15 protein-coding genes and 1 pseudogene are annotated in these 17,706 nt (G+C 71.9%); all 16 read right to left on the minus strand.

Annotation, left to right across the window (positions count from 1 at the left end):
• Positions 1-21 precede the first annotated feature (21 nt).
• On the minus strand, positions 22-996 hold the full coding sequence (locus KZ820_RS09410) for a cell division protein FtsQ/DivIB (RefSeq protein WP_219748378.1): 975 nt from the start codon (positions 994-996) through the stop codon (positions 22-24).
• On the minus strand, positions 993-2,009 hold the full coding sequence (locus tag KZ820_RS09415) for a D-alanine--D-alanine ligase (RefSeq protein WP_308462191.1): 1,017 nt from the start codon (positions 2,007-2,009) through the stop codon (positions 993-995). The genes KZ820_RS09410 and KZ820_RS09415 overlap by 4 nt, the downstream gene beginning before the upstream one ends.
• Positions 2,001-2,930 (minus strand): annotated as a pseudogene (gene murB / locus KZ820_RS09420) (UDP-N-acetylmuramate dehydrogenase); the annotation flags it as partial. The pseudogene murB and the gene KZ820_RS09415, both read right to left, overlap by 9 nt.
• Positions 2,885-4,303 (minus strand): UDP-N-acetylmuramate--L-alanine ligase, encoded by a 1,419-nt coding sequence (murC, locus tag KZ820_RS09425; protein WP_219748379.1) that lies wholly within the window; start codon positions 4,301-4,303, stop codon positions 2,885-2,887. The gene murC and the pseudogene murB, both read right to left, overlap by 46 nt.
• Positions 4,300-5,460, minus strand: a complete 1,161-nt coding sequence (gene murG / locus KZ820_RS09430) for an undecaprenyldiphospho-muramoylpentapeptide beta-N-acetylglucosaminyltransferase (RefSeq protein ID WP_258047998.1) — start codon at positions 5,458-5,460, stop codon at positions 4,300-4,302. The genes murC and murG overlap by 4 nt, the downstream gene beginning before the upstream one ends.
• Positions 5,457-6,671, minus strand: a complete 1,215-nt coding sequence (locus KZ820_RS09435) for an FtsW/RodA/SpoVE family cell cycle protein (RefSeq protein WP_183923479.1) — start codon at positions 6,669-6,671, stop codon at positions 5,457-5,459. The genes murG and KZ820_RS09435 overlap by 4 nt, the downstream gene beginning before the upstream one ends.
• Positions 6,668-7,969, minus strand: a complete 1,302-nt coding sequence (murD, locus tag KZ820_RS09440) for a UDP-N-acetylmuramoyl-L-alanine--D-glutamate ligase (RefSeq protein ID WP_219748381.1) — start codon at positions 7,967-7,969, stop codon at positions 6,668-6,670. Before murD ends, KZ820_RS09435 begins: the two co-directional genes overlap by 4 nt.
• The gene (mraY, locus tag KZ820_RS09445) at positions 7,966-9,036 is read right to left on the minus strand and encodes a phospho-N-acetylmuramoyl-pentapeptide-transferase (protein WP_132908977.1); all 1,071 of its coding nucleotides are present in this window, start codon (positions 9,034-9,036) and stop codon (positions 7,966-7,968) included. The genes murD and mraY overlap by 4 nt, the downstream gene beginning before the upstream one ends.
• Positions 9,037-10,407 (minus strand): UDP-N-acetylmuramoyl-tripeptide--D-alanyl-D-alanine ligase, encoded by a 1,371-nt coding sequence (locus KZ820_RS09450; protein WP_219748382.1) that lies wholly within the window; start codon positions 10,405-10,407, stop codon positions 9,037-9,039. It lies immediately after the preceding gene.
• A 22-nt stretch (positions 10,408-10,429) separates the two neighbouring features.
• Positions 10,430-11,857, minus strand: coding sequence for a UDP-N-acetylmuramoyl-L-alanyl-D-glutamate--2,6-diaminopimelate ligase (locus KZ820_RS09455; RefSeq protein ID WP_219748383.1), 1,428 nt, complete (start codon positions 11,855-11,857; stop codon positions 10,430-10,432).
• A gap of 10 nt (positions 11,858-11,867) precedes the next feature.
• On the minus strand, positions 11,868-13,580 hold the full coding sequence (locus KZ820_RS09460) for a peptidoglycan D,D-transpeptidase FtsI family protein (RefSeq protein WP_219748384.1): 1,713 nt from the start codon (positions 13,578-13,580) through the stop codon (positions 11,868-11,870).
• Positions 13,577-14,224 (minus strand): hypothetical protein, encoded by a 648-nt coding sequence (locus KZ820_RS09465; RefSeq protein ID WP_258047999.1) that lies wholly within the window; start codon positions 14,222-14,224, stop codon positions 13,577-13,579. Before KZ820_RS09465 ends, KZ820_RS09460 begins: the two co-directional genes overlap by 4 nt.
• A gap of 2 nt (positions 14,225-14,226) precedes the next feature.
• On the minus strand, positions 14,227-15,204 hold the full coding sequence (gene rsmH, locus KZ820_RS09470; protein ID WP_219748385.1) for a 16S rRNA (cytosine(1402)-N(4))-methyltransferase RsmH: 978 nt from the start codon (positions 15,202-15,204) through the stop codon (positions 14,227-14,229).
• Entirely contained in the window at positions 15,201-15,701 is a 501-nt protein-coding gene (locus KZ820_RS09475; protein ID WP_219748386.1) for a division/cell wall cluster transcriptional repressor MraZ, read from the minus strand. Before KZ820_RS09475 ends, rsmH begins: the two co-directional genes overlap by 4 nt.
• 630 nt (positions 15,702-16,331) lie before the next feature.
• Entirely contained in the window at positions 16,332-16,652 is a 321-nt protein-coding gene (locus KZ820_RS09480) for a hypothetical protein (RefSeq protein ID WP_258048001.1), read from the minus strand.
• 40 nt (positions 16,653-16,692) lie between these two features.
• Positions 16,693-17,682, minus strand: coding sequence for a cysteine synthase A (locus KZ820_RS09485; protein WP_183923493.1), 990 nt, complete (start codon positions 17,680-17,682; stop codon positions 16,693-16,695).
• Positions 17,683-17,706 lie beyond the last annotated feature (24 nt).

The raw sequence follows: 17,706 nt of genomic DNA on the forward strand, positions 1-17,706 counted from the left end.
CTGTCCCCCTCATGTCCTCTGTCACGCCTCGCCGACGCGCGTCGTTTCCCGCGCGCGCGTCGCCGTCGTCTCGTTGCCGCTGCCGCCGTCGGTGGCGTTGCCCGCCACCGCGTCGGCGCTGCCGTCGTCCTGCAAGCGCTGGTGCAGGTCCTGCCCCGGCCTGCGCGCCACCAGCTTGGCGGGATCGCGCAGGTCGAAGCGGACCCAGCCCTTGCCGAGCAGCGCGCGCGCGCCGTCGAGCTGCGCGAACTTGATCAGCGCCTGCGCCGCGCCGTCCTGCGGCAGCGCCAGCGTCTCGCCGGTGTCGAAGGTGAGGTCCCAGCGGCGGTTGCCGATCCAGGTGGCGGCACGGATGCGCGGCTTGAGCGCGGGTGCGGCGGCGAGCAGCGCCTGATAGCCCGCCTCCTGCCGGTCCGCCCCCGGGCCGATCACCAGCGGCAGGTCGGGCATATGCGCGGGATCGACCGGGGCGAGCAGCCGCCCGGTCGGGTCGATCAGCGTGAGCTGGCCGTTGTCCTGCCAGATCGCGGCGGGCTCACGCTCGGTGATGTGGATCAGCAGCCGGTCGGGCAGCCGCCGCGCGACATAGGCGTCGGCGATCCAGCCATAAGCGAGCAGCCGCTCGCGCACGCGCTCCAGGTCGACCCGCAGCATCGCGCGGCTCGGCTGGTCCTCCAGCGCGATCGCGTAGACGGTCTCGCGGTCCATCCGCTTGAGCCCGGTGATGTCGACCTGCTCGACCTCGAGCCCGGCGCGCCCCGCCGCCTCGGCGATCCCGACGCCGATCGCCTGCGGCACGCCCAGCACGGTGGCGAGCGACAGCGCCGCGGCGCCGACTCCGCCGAGCAACGTCCAGGTCACCGCGCGGCGCAGCGTCTCCTCGCTGACCGGCAGTCGCGCGATCAGCCGGTCGCCGAGCGACGCCTTGGGCGCGCGCCGCCGGTTGTTGACCGCGCGTCGAGGCGGAGGGCCGCCGCGCTTGATCGTGCGGCTCACCGCGCCGCATCCTTCGCGCGCGCGGCCGCCTTGGGCGCCGGCGCGCGCATCGCGGCGTCGACGATCGCCTGCACCAGCTCGGCGTAGCTCATCCCGGTGTGGCGCGCCTGCTCGGGGACGAGGCTCAAAGCGGTCATGCCCGGCTGAGTGTTGACCTCGAGCAGGAACAGACCGTCGACGCCGCGCTCGTCGTCCCAGCGGAAATCGGAGCGACTGCACCCGCGGCAGCCGAGCACGCGATGCGCCTGGAGCGCGAGGTCGCGGCAGGCCTCGGCGATCTCGTCGGGCACCGGCGCGGGGAAGAGATGCTCGGTCATGCCGTCGGTGTATTTGGCGTCGTAATCGTACCAGCCCGACTTGGGCCGCAGCTCGGTGACGCCGAGCGCGCGCGGGCCATCGGCACCGTCGAGCACCGCGGTGGTCAGCTCGCGCCCGCGGACGTACGGCTCGGCGAGCAGCTCGTCGAACTCCTGCCACGGCCCCGCGGTGTCGCGTCCGATCGGGCTGCCGTAATTGCCGCCCGCGGTGACGATCGCGACGCCCACCGACGAGCCCTCGTTGACGGGCTTGAGGACATAGGGGCGCGGCAGCGGGTCGGCCTCGAACACCTCGGCGGAGCGGACGATGCGCCCGCCCGGCATCGGCACGCCGGCAGGGACGAGCACCTGCTTGGTCAGCACCTTGTCGATCGCGATCACCGAGGTGGCGAGCCCCGAGTGGGTGTAGCGCAGCCCCATCAGCTCGAGCAGGCCCTGGACGCTGCCGTCCTCGCCGGGCGTGCCGTGGAGCGCGTTGAAGACGAGGTCGGGCGCCGCGGCGGCGAGATCGGCGGCGACGGTGGGGGTGAGGTCGACGCGGGTGACGCGGTGGCCGAGCGACTCGAGCGCCTCGGCGACGCCGGCGCCCGAGTTGAGCGACACCTCACGCTCGGCCGACCAGCCGCCCATGAGGACCGCGACGTGGAGACGCCTAAACTCCTCCCCATGCCGGGGAGGATCGAGTTGAACGCCCACGCGCTGTATCTCCCATTCCAGTTCGACGCCGCTCGCGGCCTTGACGCGCGCGCGCACGTCCTCGCCCAGCGTCTCGATCTCGGCGCTGCTCGCGGCGCCCAGGTTGAGCAGGAAGTTGGCATGCTTCTCGCTCACCTGCGCGTCGCCGCGGCGCAGACCGCGGCAGCCGGCGGCGTCGACCAATTCCCACGCCTTCGCGCCCGGCGGGTTCTTGAAGGTGGAGCCGCCGGTGCGCGAGCGCAGCGGCTGGCTCGCCTCGCGCGCGGCGGCGATGCGATCCATCTCGGCCTGGATCGCGGCGGGCTCGCCCGGCACGCCGCGGAAGGTCGCTCCCACCACCACCGCCCCGTCGGGCAGCGCCGAGTGGCGATAGCTGTAGCCCAAATCGTCGCGCGACAGCGTCCGCCGCGTGCCGTCACGCAGCACCACCTCGGCCTCGACCAGCACATCGGCGGTCTCCCGACCATAGGCGCCGCCATTCATCCGAACGAAGCCGCCGACCGTCCCCGGGATCGAGCGCAGGAACTCGACCCCCGCCACGCCGGCGTCGCGCGCGGTGGAGGATACGAGGATGCCGCTCGCCCCGCCGCCGCAGCGCAGCCGCGAGTCGCCGATCGGCTCCACCCTCGCGAAGGCCTTGCCCAGCCGGATCGTCACGCCCGGCACGCCGCCGTCGCGCACGATCAGGTTCGAGCCGAGCCCGAGCGGCAGCACCGGCACGCGCGGATGGAGCGCGGCGAGGAAGGCGGCGAGATCGTCCGCGTCGGCGGGCTCGAACAGCCACTCGGCCGCCCCGCCGCTCTTGAACCAGACGAGCGGCGCCAGCGCGGCACCGGGGGTGAGCCGCCCGCGCACCGGAGGGAGCGTCGCGACGCTCACCGCCGCTGCGCCGAGATCGCGGCGGCGAGCCCCGCCGCCCATTTGGTGATGTCGCCCGCGCCCAGGCAGATCACCTGGTCGCCCGCGCGCAGCTCGCCCGCCAGCGCGGCGGCGAGCGCCGCGGCGTCCTCGACCTGCTCGGCCTGGCGATGGCCGCGGTCGCGCAGCCCCGCCACCAGCGCGGCCGAGTCGACGCCGGGCACCGGCGCCTCGCCCGCGGCATAGACCGGGGTGACATAGACGAGGTCGGCGTCGTTGAACGCGCCGCGGAACTCCTCCATCAGGTTACCCAGCCGCGAGTAGCGATGCGGCTGCACCACCGCGATCACGCGACCCTGAGCGGACTCGCGCGCCGCGGCGAGCACCGCGCGGATCTCGACCGGGTGGTGGCCGTAATCGTCGACGATCGTCGCCGCGCCGCCGTCCAGCGCGACCTCCCCCACCTTGGTGAAGCGCCGCTTCACGCCGGAGAAACGCTCGAACCCCTTCTGGATCGTCGCGTCGTCGATGCCGAGCTCGAGCGCGACGCCGATCGCCGCCAGCGCGTTCTGAACGTTGTGGCGCCCCGGCATCGGCAGGTCGATCCCCTCGATCGAGCGCACCGCGCCGTCGCGCGCGCGCACCTGCGCCTCGAAGCGGTTGCCGCCGGGATAGGGGGTGACGTTGACGCCGCGCACGTCGGCCGAGGCGGCGAAGCCATAAGTGACGATGCGGCGGTCGCGCACGCGCGGGATCAGCGCCTGCACCTCGGGATGGTCGAGGCACAGCAGCGCCGCGCCGTAGAAGGGGACGTTCTCGACGAACTCGACGTACGCGTCCTTGGCGCGATCGAAGCTGCCGTAATGGTCGAGGTGCTCGGGGTCGATGTTGGTGACCACCGCGATCGTGCCGTCGAGCCGCAGGAAGCTGCCGTCGCTCTCGTCCGCCTCGACCACCATCCAGTCGCTCGCGCCGAGCCGCGCGTTCGAGCCGTAGCTGTTGATGATGCCGCCGTTGATGACGGTCGGATCGACCCCGCCGGCGTCGAGCAGCGCCGCCACCATCGACGTGGTCGTCGTCTTGCCGTGCGTGCCCGCGACCGCGACGGTCGACTTCAGCCGCATCAGCTCGGCGAGCATCTCGGCGCGGCGCACGACGGGAACGCGGTTCTGCAGCGCCGCCTCCACCTCGGGGTTGCCCCGCTTCACCGCGGTGGAGGTGACCACCACCGCGGCGCCCGCCACGTTGGCGGCGTCGTGCCCGATCGTCACCTTCATGCCGCGCGCACGCAGGCCCTCGACGACATAGCCCTCGGCGACGTCCGAGCCCTGTACGCTATAGCCGAGATTGTGCATCACCTCGGCGATGCCGGACATGCCGATCCCGCCGATGCCGACGAAGTGGATCGTCCCGATGTCGGTGGCGACCCCCCTCACGCGAACGCTTTCCGCTGCTGAACGCGCCCGATCGGCAGCCGCGACGCGGGCGAGTCGAGGCTCTCGACGAGGTCGGCGAGGTCGCTCGCCGCCTCGGGGGTGCCGCAGGCGCGGGCGCGCGCCGCGGCATTCTGGAGCGCTTCCGGGTCGAGCCCGAGTTTCTGCATCTGCTTGGCGAGCTCGCTGGGGGTGAAGGCCGATTGCGCGATCGTGCGCGCGCCGCCGGCGCGGGTGATCTCGCGCGCGTTGGCGGTCTGGTGGTCGTCGGTGGCGCTGGGCAGCGGCACCAGGATGGCGGGGCGCCCCGCCGCGGTCAGCTCGGCGATGGTCGAGGCGCCCGCGCGCGCGATCACCACATGCGCCCAGCCGAGCTGCTCGGGCAGGTCGGGCAGATAGGTGGCGAGGTCGGCCGCGATCTCGAGCCGCGCGTAGGTCTCACGCGCGGCGTCGATGTCCTCGATGCGGGCCTGGTGCGTCACCTGGAGCCGGCGGCGGAACGCGACCGGCAGCATCGCCAGCCCCTCGGGCACCACCTGGCTCAGCACCGACGCGCCCTGGCTGCCGCCGGTGACGAGCACGCGGAAGATGCTGTCCTCGTCGAGCAACGGATAGGGCTTGGCGCGCAGCGCGAGCACGCTCTCACGCACCGGGTTGCCGACGTGATGCGCCTTGCCGCTGTGGCGCGGGCGCAGCCGCTCGGTCTCGGCGTAGCTGGTCGCGATCGCGTCGACCTTGCCCGCCACCAGCCGGTTGACGCGGCCGAGCACGGCATTCTGCTCATGCACCGCGGTGCGGATCCCCGCCGCGAACGCCGCCGACAGCGCGGGATAAGCGGGGTAACCGCCGAAACCGATCACCGCGGCGGGCTTGAACGTGCGGTACAGCTCCGCCGCCATGGCGCGGCCCTGCATCATCAGCCGCGCCGCCTTGGCCCAGCCGAGCGGCCCGCCGGCGAAGCGCCCGGCGGGAATGACATGGGTCTGGACTCCCTCGAACAGGCCGGGGAAGCGCACCCCGCGCGCGTCGCTCACCAACGCGACGCGGTGGCCGCGCTTGGTCAGCTCGGTCGCGAGCGCGGCGGCCGGCACCATATGGCCGCCGGTCCCGCCCGCGGCGAGCACGAAGTGGCGCGGGCGGAAGTCCTGCACGGGCGTCATTCGGCGTTCCATCGCGTAATGTAGGGGCTGCGCAGCAGGAACGGGTTGCGCCGCGTGAACGCCAGCAGCAGTCCCATGCCGAGCGACAGCGCCACCATCGACGATCCGCCGTAGCTGATGAACGGCAGCGTCATCCCCTTGGACGGCGCCAGCCCCGTATTGACCGCCATCGAGATCAGCGCCTGCGCGCCGAACTGAACGGCCAGCCCCGAGGCGGCGAGCAGTTTAAACGGGTCCTGCTCGTCGAGCAGCTTGACGAACACGCGCACCACGAGCGCCAAGAACACCAGTGCCACCACCATGCAGGCGAGCAGCCCGAACTCCTCGCCGATCACCGAGAAGATGTAGTCGGTGTGCGCTTCCGGGAGGCCATATTTCACCGTGCCGCCACCCGGCCCGGTGCCGAACCAGCCGCCCGAGGTGAGCGTGCGATGCGCCGCGTCGGTCTGAAAATGGTCCGCCGCACCCTCGCCTTCCACGCCGGGGAAGAGGAAGGCATCGATGCGCGCGCGCGCGGTGCTGTAGAAGAGGTACGCCGCCACCAGCGCCGCGGGCACCATCGCGACGAAGCCCATGATCACGCGCGTCGGCGTCCCCGCGATCGTGACGAGCGCGAGCCAGATGCAGCAGAAGATCACGGTCTGGCCGAAATCGGGCTGGAGCATCAGCAGCAGCGCGATCAGCCCGGTGAGCCCCGCGGTGATCATCGTCACCGGCAGTTCCTCGTCTCGCGACTTGAGCGACAGCAGCCACGCCACCGCGACGACGAAGAAGGGCTTGAGGAACTCGGACGGCTGGAACTGCGCGAAACCGAAGCCGATCCAGCGCCGCGCGCCGTTCACCATGACCCCCGCGAACGGCACGATCATCAGCAGCGCCACGCACACCGCCGCGCCGATCAGCGACATCCTCCGCGCCGCCGTCACCGGCAGCATCGACACGCCGAACAGCACCGGCAGCGACACGCCCGCCCACAGCAACTGGCGCCAGAAATAATGCAGCGGCGCGAACTTGAGGTGCTCGCCCGAATAGCGCGACGCGCTCGCCGGCGATCCCGCCGCGACCGCGATCAGCCCGATCGCGATTAGGAACAATGCGAGCAGCAGCAGCACGCGGTCGATGTCCCAGAACCAGGTGCCGAGCGGCGACGGGTCACCGCGCCCGCCGCGCCCCTTGAGCCCCGCCCGCTGTGCCCTGCTCACGTCGGTCATGCCAGCGCCTCCACTGCCGCGCGGAACACCGTACCGCGATGCTCGTAATCGCGGAACTGGTCGAACGAGGCGGCGGCGGGCGACAGCAGCACCACCTCACCGCGCCGCGCCTCGGCCGCGGCGATCCGCACCGCCTGCTCCAGCGTCCCCGCCTCGGCGACGGGTACGCGGTCGCGCAGCAGCGCGGCGAAGCGCGGGCCGGCCTCGCCGATCGTATAGGCGCGCACCACGTTGCCGAAGTGCGGCGCGCAGGCGTCGAGGTCGTCGCCCTTGGCGCGGCCGCCGAGGATCCAGTGGACGCGCGGGAAGGCGGCAAGCGCGGGGGCGGCGCTCTCGGGGTTGGTGGCCTTGCTGTCGTCGATCCAGGTGACCCCGCCCAGCGTCGCCACCCGCTCCATCCGGTGCGGCAGGCCGTTGAACGTCTCCAACCCCGCCTCGACCGCGGCGCGGTCAAGGCCGAGCGCCTCCGCCACCGCGATCGCGGCGAGCGCGTTCTGCGCGTTGTGCGAGCCCTGCAGCGAGGGCCAGCGCGACTGGTCGAGCAGCGCGCCCGGCGCGATCGTGGTGATCGTCTCGCCGCGGTGCGCGAAACCTTCCGCGATCGCCGCCGAGGCGGCGTCGCCGGTGCCGATCACCGCGCGGTGGTGCGGCGACTGCATCGCGAACAGCCGCGCCTTGCTGGCGGCATAATCGGCGAACCCGGCATAACGGTCGAGATGGTCGGGGGTGACGTTGAGCAGCACTGCGACGTCGCAGTCGAGCGTCTGCGTCAGGTCGATCTGGTAGCTCGACAGCTCGAGCACATAGACGCCGCCCGCGGGTAGCGGCGCCTGGGCGAGGATCGGCAGGCCGATGTTGCCGCCCATCCGCGCGGGCACACCCGCGGTGTCGAGCAGGTGGTGGATGAGCGCCGTGGTGGTCGACTTGCCGTTGGTGCCGGTGATGCCGACGACGCGGTGCGGCGGCAGATCGGCGCGCGCCTGCGCGAACAGCTCGATGTCGCCGACGATCGGCACGCCCGCCGCGCGCGCCGCCGCGGCGAGCGGGTGCGTGTTGAGCGGCACCCCGGGGGAGACGACTAGCGCGTCGAAGCTGCCGAGGTCGAGGGTGGCGAGGTCGGCGATCCGCAGATCCGCCTCGCGAGCGGCGAGCATCTGGTCGCGCTTCGCCGCGTCGCTGTCCCACGCCGTCACCCGCGCCCCCCCGGCGGCGAGCAGCGCACGCACGGTCGCGGCGCCCGAGCGTGCCAGCCCGAGCACCGCATAATGTCTGCCAGCCCAGGCGCCGGAGGTGATCACCGCAGCTTCAACGTGGAGAGACCGGCGAGCGCCAGCACCAGCGCGATGATCCAGAAGCGGATCACCACCGTCGGCTCGCTCCAGCCGAGCTGCTCGAAATGGTGGTGGATCGGCGCCATTCGGAAGATCCGTTTGCCGGTGCGCTTGTACCAGAACACCTGGATGATGACGCTCAATGCCTCCACCACGAACAGCCCGCCGATGATGCCGAGCACGATCTCGTGGTGCGCCACGACCGCGATCGTGCCCAGCGCACCGCCGAGCGCGAGGCTACCGGTATCGCCCATGAACACCGCCGCGGGCGGCGCATTGTACCACAGGAAGGCGAGCCCCGCGCCGACCATCGCGCCGCAGAAGATCGCCATGTCGCCCGCGCGCGGCACGTGCGGGATGCCGAGATAGTCGGCGAACTTCACGTTGCCGACCAGATAGGCGATGATCATGAACGCCACCGCGGCGATGATCACCGGCATGGTGGCGAGCCCGTCGAGCCCGTCGGTGAGGTTCACCGAATTGCCGAAGGCCACGATCGTGAAGGCCGCGAACAGCGGATAGGCATAGCCGAGGTCGATGAAATAGCGGTTGGTGAACGGCAGATAGAGCGCCGAGCCGTTCTCCTGCATGATGATCCAGGCGGCGATGCCCGCGATCAGGAACTCGAGCAGCAGCCGGGTCCGCCCCGACACGCCCGCGGTGCTCGCCTTGCGCACCTTGTCATAGTCGTCGAGGAAACCGATCGCCCCGAAACCGAGCGTGACGCACAGACACGCCCAGACGAACGGGTTGGCCAGGTTCATCCACAGCAGGATCGACAGCACCAGAGAGGTGAGGATCATCAGCCCGCCCATCGTCGGCGTGCCGCGCTTGGCGAGGTGGGTCTGCGGCCCGTCGGCACGGATCGGCTGGCCCTTGCCCTGCCGCACGCGCAGCCAGCCGATGAAGCGCGGCCCGATGATCAGGCCGATGAACAGAGCGGTCGCCACCGCCGCGCCGGCGCGGAAGGAGAGATAGCGGATGAGGTTCAGCCCGCCGGGGAAACCCAGATGCTCGGCGATCCAGTACAGCACTCAACCCACCTTGTCGGCGAGCGCGGCGACCAGCCGCGACAGCCCGACCCCGTTCGATCCCTTGACGAGCACCGCGTCTCCCGGACGGAGCAGGGCGCGGACCTGGTCCAGCGCCGCGGCGGCATCGCGCACATGGACGAAATCGACCTTCCCCTCAAGCGCCTGCGCGAGCGGTGCCATCGCCTCGCCGACCAGCACGGCCATTTCAACCCGCGCCGCCATCACCGCCGGGGCGAGCGCCTCGTGGTACGCGGCCGAGCCCTCGCCGAGTTCGCGCATCTCGCCCAGCACCGCGACGTGGCGCCCCGGCTCCTGCGCCAGCACCGCCAGCGTCGCGCGCATCGAGGCCGGGTTGGCATTGTAGCTCTCGTCGATCAGCAGCGCGCGGCCCTCGCCCACAGCGACGTCGCGTCGTGCGCCGCGCCCCGCCAGCCCGCCGAGCTCGCCCAGCGCAAGCCCGGCGAGCGCGAGGTCGGCGCCGACCGCGTCGACCGCGGCGAGCACCGCCATCGCATTCGACACCCAATGCTGGCCCGGCTGCGCGATCGTCATGCTCAGCTCGCGCGCGCCCACCTTGGCGCCGACGAAGGTGCCGCCGCGCGGCGAGGGCATCACCTCGGCGGCGTGGACGTCGGCGCGCTTGTCGAGTCCGAAGGTGACGATCTTGCCCGCATAAGGGTGCGCCGCCGCGATCAGCCGGTCGCGGTGCGGGCTGTCATATGGGACGATCGCGATGCCGCCGGGCTCCAGCCCCCGGAAGATCTCGCCCTTGGCGTCGGCGATCGCGCTCTCGTCGGGGAAGAACTCGGTATGCGCCGGCGCGATCGCGGTGACGATCGCGACGTGGGGGCGGACGAGCGTGGTCAGGTGCGCCAGCTCGCCGGGGTGGTTCATCCCCATCTCCAGCACCGCATAGTCGCTGTCGGCGGGCATGCGCGCGAGGCTGAGCGGGACGCCAGTATGGTTGTTGTAGCTTTTCACCGAGCGGTGCGCGCGTCGGTTGGGCGAGCGGTCGAGCGCGGCGAACAGCGCCTCCTTGGTCGAGGTCTTGCCGACCGAGCCGGTGACGCCGATCACTCGGCCCTTCACCCGCGCGCGGGCGGCGCGGGCGAGCGCCTCGAGCGCGGCGAAGGTGTCCGCGACGCGCACGACGGGATGCGTGGTATCGCTCGACACGATCGCGCCGGCGGCGCCCTGCGCGAACGCCTGGTCGAGGAAGCGGTGGCCGTCGCTCTGCTCGCCCGCCAGCGCGACGAACAGGTCGCCCTCGCCCACCTCGCGCGAGTCGAAGGCGACCCCGTCGGCGGCGAAGTCGGCGGTGGCGGTGCCGCCGGTGGCAGCGGCGATGTCGGACGAGGTCCAGAGGCTCATGCCACGCTCTCCACCATCCCGCTCACGCCGCCATCTCGCGCGCGACCGCGACGTCGTCGAACGGCAGCACCAGGTCGCCGACGATCTGGCCCTGCTCATGGCCCTTGCCCGCGATCAGCACGATATCACCCGCCGCTGCCTCGCGCAGCGCGGCGGCGATCGCGGCGCGGCGGTCGCCGATCTCGCGTGCGCCCGGCGCGCCCTCGAGCAGCTCGGCGCGGATTGCGGCGGGATCCTCCGAGCGCGGGTTGTCGTCGGTGACGATCACCACGTCCGCCGCTGCCGCCGCCACCTGCCCCATCGGCTCGCGCTTGCCGCGGTCGCGGTCGCCGCCTGCCCCCACCACCAGGATCAGCCGCCCCGCGACGTGCGGGCGCAGCGCCGCGCAGGCCGCCTCGATCGCGTCGGGCGTGTGCGCATAGTCCACATAGACCGGCGCCCCGCTCGCGGTAATCGCGGCGCGCTCCAGCCGCCCGCGCACCGGCTGGAGCCGCGCCAGCCCCGCGATCGTCGTCGCCACGTCGCCGCCGGTGGCGATCACCAGCCCCGCGGCGATGAGCGCGTTGGCCGCCTGATAGCCCCCGATCAGCGGGAGCTGGACGCGATGATCGACGCCACCGGCGCGGATCACCAGGCCCTGCCCGAGCAGCGTCGGCACGCGCTCGATCAGCCGCAGGTCGTCGCCGTGCTCGCCGACGGTGACGACGCGATTGCCGCGTTCGCGCGCGATGTCGATGACGCGCTCGGACTGCGGGTCGTCCGCCCAGACCACGGCGCTGCCGTCGTCGCTCAGCACCTGCGCGAACAGCCGCAGCTTGGCGGTGAAATAGGCGGCCATGTCGCCGTGATAGTCGAGATGGTCACGCCCGAGATTGGTGAAGGCGGCGGCGCGCACCGGCAGCCCCTCGGTGCGGTACTGGCTCAGCCCGTGGCTCGACGCCTCGAAGGCGAGGTGCGTGACTCCCTCGCGCGCCAGCCCGGCGACGTTCGACAGGAAGGTGACGACGTCGGGCGTGGTCAGCCCGGTGACGACGCGCTCGTCGGCGGTGGTGACGCCGAGCGTGCCGATCGAGGCGGCGTGCTCGCCCGCCATGCGCCACAGCTGGCGCGTCATTTCGACGGTGGAGGTCTTGCCGTTGGTGCCCGTCACCGCCACCGCGGTCGCGGGGAAGGGCGCGTAGAAGCGTGCGGCGAGGCGGGCGAAGGCCTCGCGCGGGTTGTCGTCGGCGACGTGGACCGCCCCTTCGACGTGCGCGCCGGGCCGCGCCACCACGGCCACCGCGCCGGCCTCGACCGCGGCGTCGATATAATCCTCGCCGTTGACGCGCAGCCCCTCGAACGCGCCGAAGAGGTTGCCCGGCGCGACCTTGCGATGATCGATCGCGAAACCGGTGACGGTCGCGTCGGCGGCGATAGCGGCGGCGTCGCCGAGAAGCGCGGAGAGCCTCATCGCGCGCGCCTCACTGGCCGCCGCTCTTGGGCACGTCGTCGCCCTGCCACAAGGTCGGCAGGATGTCCGAGACATCGACGTCGCGATGATCGTCGGGCACCACGCCGAGCAACGAGCCGACCCGCGCGATCGTGCGTCCCACCACCGGGGCGGCGTTCCACGCCGCGGTCTTCCACCCGCCCGTCTCCTTGGTTCCCTGCGGCGAGTCGAGCATCGCCAGCACGACGTAGCGCGGCGCATCCATCGGGAAGGCCGCGACGAAGGTGGCGACGTTGCGCGACCGGTCATAGCCGCCCGCCACCGCCGCTTCCGCCGTACCCGTCTTGCCGCCGACGCGATAGCCCGGCGCGTCGCCCTTGCGCCCGGTGCCGCGCATCACCACCAACCGCAGCATCTGCCGCATCCGCGCGCTGGTCGCCTCGCTGATCACGCGGCGGCCGACCGGGGCGTGGCCCGGCTGCAGCTTGAGCAAGGTCGAGGGGCGCCAGGTGCCGCCGTTGACCAAAGCGGCGTAGGCGTTGGCGAGGTGGAGCGGCGTCACCGCGATGCCATGGCCGAAGGCGGTCGTCATCGTCGTCGTGCGCGCCCAATATTTCGGCCACAGCGGCCGCCCCTTCTCGCGCACCTCGATGTCGGGGCGGGTGTCGAAGCCCAGCTTGCGGAACATCGTCTCCATGCGCTGCTGACCGACCTCGTCGGCGACACGCGCGGTGGCGACGTTCGACGAATAGATCAGCGTCTCCGCCATGTTGAGCCAGCGCTTCGGGTCGCCGCGCTCGTCGTGGATGGTGTAGCGGCCGACCTGGAGCGGGTGGGTGGCGTCGAAGCGCGCCTCCATCGAGGTGACCACGCCGGTGTCGATCGCGGTCGCCATGGTGATCGGCTTGAAGGTCGAACCCAGCTCGAACACGCTCTGCGTCGTCAAGTTGCGCAGCTGGTCGGTGCCCGACATGCCGACGCGATTGGGGTTGAAGGTCGGCAGCGACACCATCGCCAGCACCTCACCGGTGTGGACGTCGAGCACGATGCCGCCGCCGCCGCGCGCCGAGAAGGTGGTCATCGCGCGGCCCAGCTCGCTCTCCAGCGCGGCCTGAACGCGCGTGTCGAGCGAGAGCGCGACCGGCTGGCCGATGGTGGCGGGGTTGGTGAGCCGCTCGTCGAGCGCGCGCTCGATCCCGCTCATGCCATGACTGCCGCTGATGAAGCCGAGCGCGTGCGCGGCCAGCGTGCTCTGCGGGTAGAGCCGCTGCGTCTCGCGCTCGAACACGATGCCGGGCTCGCCGATCGCGTTGACCGCCTCGACCAGCGCCGGGCTGGCGCGGCGCTGGAGATAGGTGAAGCTCACCGGCTTGGTGATCTGCGCGTAGAACCACGACTGGTCGCCCTTCTCGGGCATCAGTTCGGCGAGCTTGCGCGCGATCTCGGACGGGTCGCCGATCAGCCTCTTGGGATGGACGCCGATCGTCCAGGCGTCGATCGTGCGCGCCAGCGGCGCGCCGTTGCGGTCGACGATGTCGCCGCGCGGCACCGCCGCGGCGACGCTGCCGCCGCGCTCGCTGCCGGCGAAGACGCCGAGTAGCGTCAGCCGCCCGATCACCACCAGCACGCCCGCGACGAACAGCAGCATCAGCACCATCAAACGCAGGTGCTGCGTGGCGAGCAGCTGCTGGCGCTGGTCGCCCGCGCGCGCGCCGCGGACCGGACGGGCGACGAGTGCGGTCACCGCAGGCGACCGCGCTCGGTGCGGGCCCGGCTGAGCAGGTCGCCGACGGTGGTCTCGCTCAGCAGCGCACGATCGAGCATCGCCACCTTGGCGGCGCGCGCGGCGCCGGCGCCCGTGGAGGCGGGTGCGGCCGCCGCCACCACCGCCGGCGTCATGCGGGGAGCGGCGACCGGCTTCGCCACCGCAACCTTCACCGTGGCGACCGGCGCGGCGGCCGCGGTCCGGACGGTGGCGGGAGCGACGGGAGTGGGAGCGGCAGAGGCGGTGACGGCGGTAGCGGCGGCGGGAACGATCAGCTGCGCGGTCTGCACCGGGGCGGCGGCGCCCGGCAGCGGCACGGGCACCGGCTGGTTGGGCGACAGGGAGGCGAGCGCGGCCTCGTCGCGAACGAACTGCGCGGCGGTCGGCACCGTCAGCGCCAGCGTGTCGCCGTTCCAGCGCTCGAGCTGGGCGAGGTTGGCGCGCACGTCGAACTCGGTCTCGAGCGCTCGGATGTCGCGCTCGGCCCCGACGATCTTGCGGTCGACCTGCTCCAGCCGCTTGCGCTCGGCGGCCACCTGCGAGGAGACCAGATAGAAGCCGATCGCGACCATCGCGCAGCTGGTGAGCCAGCCCAACCCCTTCAACCGATACATCGCCGCCATCGTCACGCCTCCCTTACCCAAGCCGCCGCCGCCGTCCGCCGTGCCGCGCGTAGTGTCGCCGAGCGGGCGCGCGGGTTCGCTGCCAGCTCGGTCTCGTCGGCGCGCTGCGCGCGCCCGATCATCTCGAAGGTCGCCGCGCGCCCCGGTGCCGCCGCCGGCAGGTGGCGCGAGCCGCCCGGTGCCGCGCCGGCGCGATCGCGCAGGAAGCGCTTGACGATGCGATCCTCGAGCGAGTGGAAACTGACCACCGCGAGCCGCCCGCCCGGCTTGAGCACGCGCTCCGCCGCGGCGAGGCCGCGCTCCAGCTCGTCGAGCTCGCCATTGACGTGGATCCGCACCGCCTGGAAGGCGCGCGTCGCTGGATCCTTCTTGTCGTGCGGGCGATGGCCGAGCGCGCGGCGCACCACGGAGGCGAACTGCGCGGTCGTGGTCAGCGGGCGTGCCGCCACCACCGCGCGCGCGATCCGGCGCGACTTGGGCTCCTCGCCGTAGCGGTAGAGCACGTCGGCGATCGCTTCCTCGTCGGCCGTGTTGAGGAAATCGGCGGCGGACGGCCCTTCCTGGCTCATCCGCATGTCGAGCGGGCCGTCGCCCTGGAAGGAGAAGCCGCGCTCGGGCTGGTCGAGCTGCATCGACGAGACGCCGATGTCCATCGTCACGCCGTCCACCGGCGCGAGGCCGCGCGTCTCCAGCTCCTCGGCGAGCGCCGAGAAGGTGGCGGCGACCATCGTCAGCCGCGGCGCATCGGCCGCGAGCGCGCGACCGGTCGCGACCGCGTCGGGGTCGCGGTCGAACGCGACCACCTCGGCGCCGGCGGCGAGCAGGGCGCGCGTGTAGCCGCCGGCACCGAAAGTCGCGTCGACGTGGCGCTCGCCGGGGGCGGCGGCGAGCGCGGCGAGCACGGGCGCGAGCAGCACGGGCACGTGCGGCGCGGCAGTGCCGTGGGGCAAGGCGGTCTCAGGGGCGGTCTCGCGTATCATAGCGCGATCCCCTTCTCCTCGCAGGTGAACTCGACATATTCCTTCAGGAATGGGTCGATATCCGGAGTCTCGAGCAGGATGTTGGGCGCCCAGATGGTGATCCAGTTGAACGCGCCGAGGAACACCGCCGCGCCCGCGATCCGCGCGTAGCGGCGCTCGAACGCGGGCATGATGAAGCGGCCCGAGCCGTCGAAGGGCAAAGGCTCGGCGCCGCCGGCGCGGTCGAGGATGTTGTAATCGACCTTGCCGGTGCGCTCGAACTGCGCCGCGTCGAGCGCCTCCAGCCGCGTTTTCCAGAACGGCACGAAGCCGGGATCATAGGCGATCAGGCAGCGGTGCTCGGGGTGCGGGGCGATGATGACCGTGCCGCCGTCCTTGCCGTCGTCGCGGGGGGCATTCTTGGCGAGCATCGCGCGAAGGGTGTTGGGAATAGCGACGCGGCCCTTGTCGTCGACAAGACCGAGCCCCTTTCCCTGATAGTCCACCCTGTCCGCCACGCCCACCTCACACCCGGGACGCAAAACCTCCCTGCCCGGCGAACGGCCATCACCGCCCGCCGACGTTGCCCGTCAGCAAACAACAGTGGTCTTGCCCCCAATGTCGTCGCATGGAGGTATCAGGGTTGCGTGGGGATGAGAAGGGAAATTCGGGGATAGGCGGGGAAAGTCCGGATTTTCTCGGCTAATCCGTTCGCTAGCGCGGCGGCGGAGGGCGTGAGCGAGCGCTCGCGCGAGTGGAACTCGGCGCCGAAGGCGAGTGCGGGCGAGCTTTCCCCGCTTTTCCCCAAGAGAATCGGGGAAGGCGCGGGAGCGAGAGTGCGCGCTGGAGGATCGGACCAGTTTTCGAGGGGATCTGACCGCTCCTCGCGTCGCATCTCCATCCGGCAAGGAGCAGTGCTCGCCTCGACGAGGAGGCCGGTTCCGGTACGATCGTCATCCCGGGCTCGAGCTGGGATCCATCGTTCCGCCGACACGACGGGTGGGAGGCTCGCGGCACCATGGATGCCGGGTCAAGCCGGACATGCCGAGCTCGCCAGAGGAAACTGGGCATCAACCCCGCCGACGGTGGCCGCTGATAGCGGCCAACGCGCTCCCCCGCCCCACGCGCGCACCCGGGCGCGCCGATCGTCACTGAGCGTGCGGCGCGGGCTTCTCGGCCGGCGGGGTGTTGGCGGCGCTGGGGGTGACGCCGAGCTCGGCGAGCGGCTCGTTGGTCGGCGTCACGGTGGGGATCGGGCCCGGCACGCTCATGTTGACCACCACCGCGGGCTGCGCCGCGCCGGCGACCGCGACCGGGCGCTCCTGATCGACGGTCGAGAAGATCGCGCTGGCCACGCCGATCAGCAACACGACCATGGCGAGCCCGACCATGCCGACCCGCACGCGCTGGCGCGCCTGTTCCGACTGCTGGCGCTCGACCGCCACCTTCTTTCGCTGCGAACCCTTCATCTCGTCGTGCGACGTTAACCGATCGTCGCGGCGCTGTCGATCACGCCCCGTCACGACGCTGCCGTACCAGCCCCTTCGCGGCCAGCCAGGCCGGGTCATAGAGCGTCGAGAGATAGCGGAAGCCGGTGTCACACAGGATCGTCGCGATCCGCTTGCCCGGCCCGAGCTGGCGCGCGAGCCGCACCGCGCCCGCGACGTTGATCCCGGACGACAGGCCGAGGCACAGCCCCTCCTCCGCCAGCAGCCGCTCGGTCCAGTCGAAACCCTCCTGGTCGGCGATGCGGAATTGCGCGTCGACCGGCGCGCCCTCGAGGTTGGCGGTGATCCGCCCCTGCCCAATCCCCTCGGCGACCGACGATCCCTCCGCGCGCAGCTCGCCGCACGCGTAATAGTCGTAGAGCGCGGCGCCGTGCGGATCGCTCAGCGCGATGCAGACGCGCTCGTCCTTGGCCTTGAGCCCCAGCCCCACCCCGGCGAAGGTGCCGCCGGTGCCGACCGCGCAGGTGAAGCCGTCGATTCGGCCCTCCATCTGCGCCCAGATCTCCTCGGCGGTGCCGACGATATGCGCGCGCCGGTTGGCGATATTGTCGAACTGGTTGGCCCAGATCGCGCCGGGCGTCTCCTCGGCGATGCGGCGCGAGGTGTGGACGAAATGATACTGGCTCGAATAGGGCGCGGCAGGAACGGTCACCAGTTCGGCACCGAGCGCGCGCAGCGTGTCCATCTTCTCCTTGGACTGGGTATCGGGCATCACGATGATCGTGCGATAGCCCTTGGCGTTGGCGACCAGCGCCAGCCCGATCCCGGTGTTGCCCGCGGTGCCCTCGACGATCGTGCCGCCGGGCTGGAGCTGCCCGCGCGCCTCCGCGTCCTCGACGATGAACAGGGCGGCGCGGTCCTTGACGCTCGCGCCCGGGTTGGTGAACTCGCATTTGCCGAAGATGTCGCAGCCGGTCGCCTCGCTTGGCCCCTTGAGCCGGACGAGCGGCGTGTTGCCGATCAGCGCCAGCGTGTCGCTTGTGGTATGCATGGCGCGCTAGATGCGGAGCCCGGG

Source organism: Sphingomonas citri, from assembly GCF_019429485.1.
Taxonomy (GTDB): Bacteria; Pseudomonadota; Alphaproteobacteria; order Sphingomonadales; family Sphingomonadaceae; genus Sphingomonas; species Sphingomonas citri.

Excerpts from the sequence above, each read along its gene's own strand:
- murG (WP_258047998.1), bottom strand. The coding sequence starts at position 5,460 with ATGACGCCCGTGCAGGACTTCCGCCCGCGCCACTTCGTGCTCGCCGCG.
- KZ820_RS09435 (WP_183923479.1), bottom strand. The coding sequence starts at position 6,671 with ATGACCGACGTGAGCAGGGCACAGCGGGCGGGGCTCAAGGGGCGCGGC.
- KZ820_RS09450 (WP_219748382.1), bottom strand. The coding sequence starts at position 10,407 with ATGAGCCTCTGGACCTCGTCCGACATCGCCGCTGCCACCGGCGGCACC.
- KZ820_RS09455 (WP_219748383.1), bottom strand. The coding sequence starts at position 11,857 with ATGAGGCTCTCCGCGCTTCTCGGCGACGCCGCCGCTATCGCCGCCGAC.
- KZ820_RS09465 (WP_258047999.1), bottom strand. The coding sequence starts at position 14,224 with ATGGCGGCGATGTATCGGTTGAAGGGGTTGGGCTGGCTCACCAGCTGC.
- rsmH (WP_219748385.1), bottom strand. The coding sequence starts at position 15,204 with ATGATACGCGAGACCGCCCCTGAGACCGCCTTGCCCCACGGCACTGCC.
- KZ820_RS09480 (WP_258048001.1), bottom strand. The coding sequence starts at position 16,652 with ATGAAGGGTTCGCAGCGAAAGAAGGTGGCGGTCGAGCGCCAGCAGTCG.
- KZ820_RS09485 (WP_183923493.1), bottom strand. The coding sequence starts at position 17,682 with ATGCATACCACAAGCGACACGCTGGCGCTGATCGGCAACACGCCGCTC.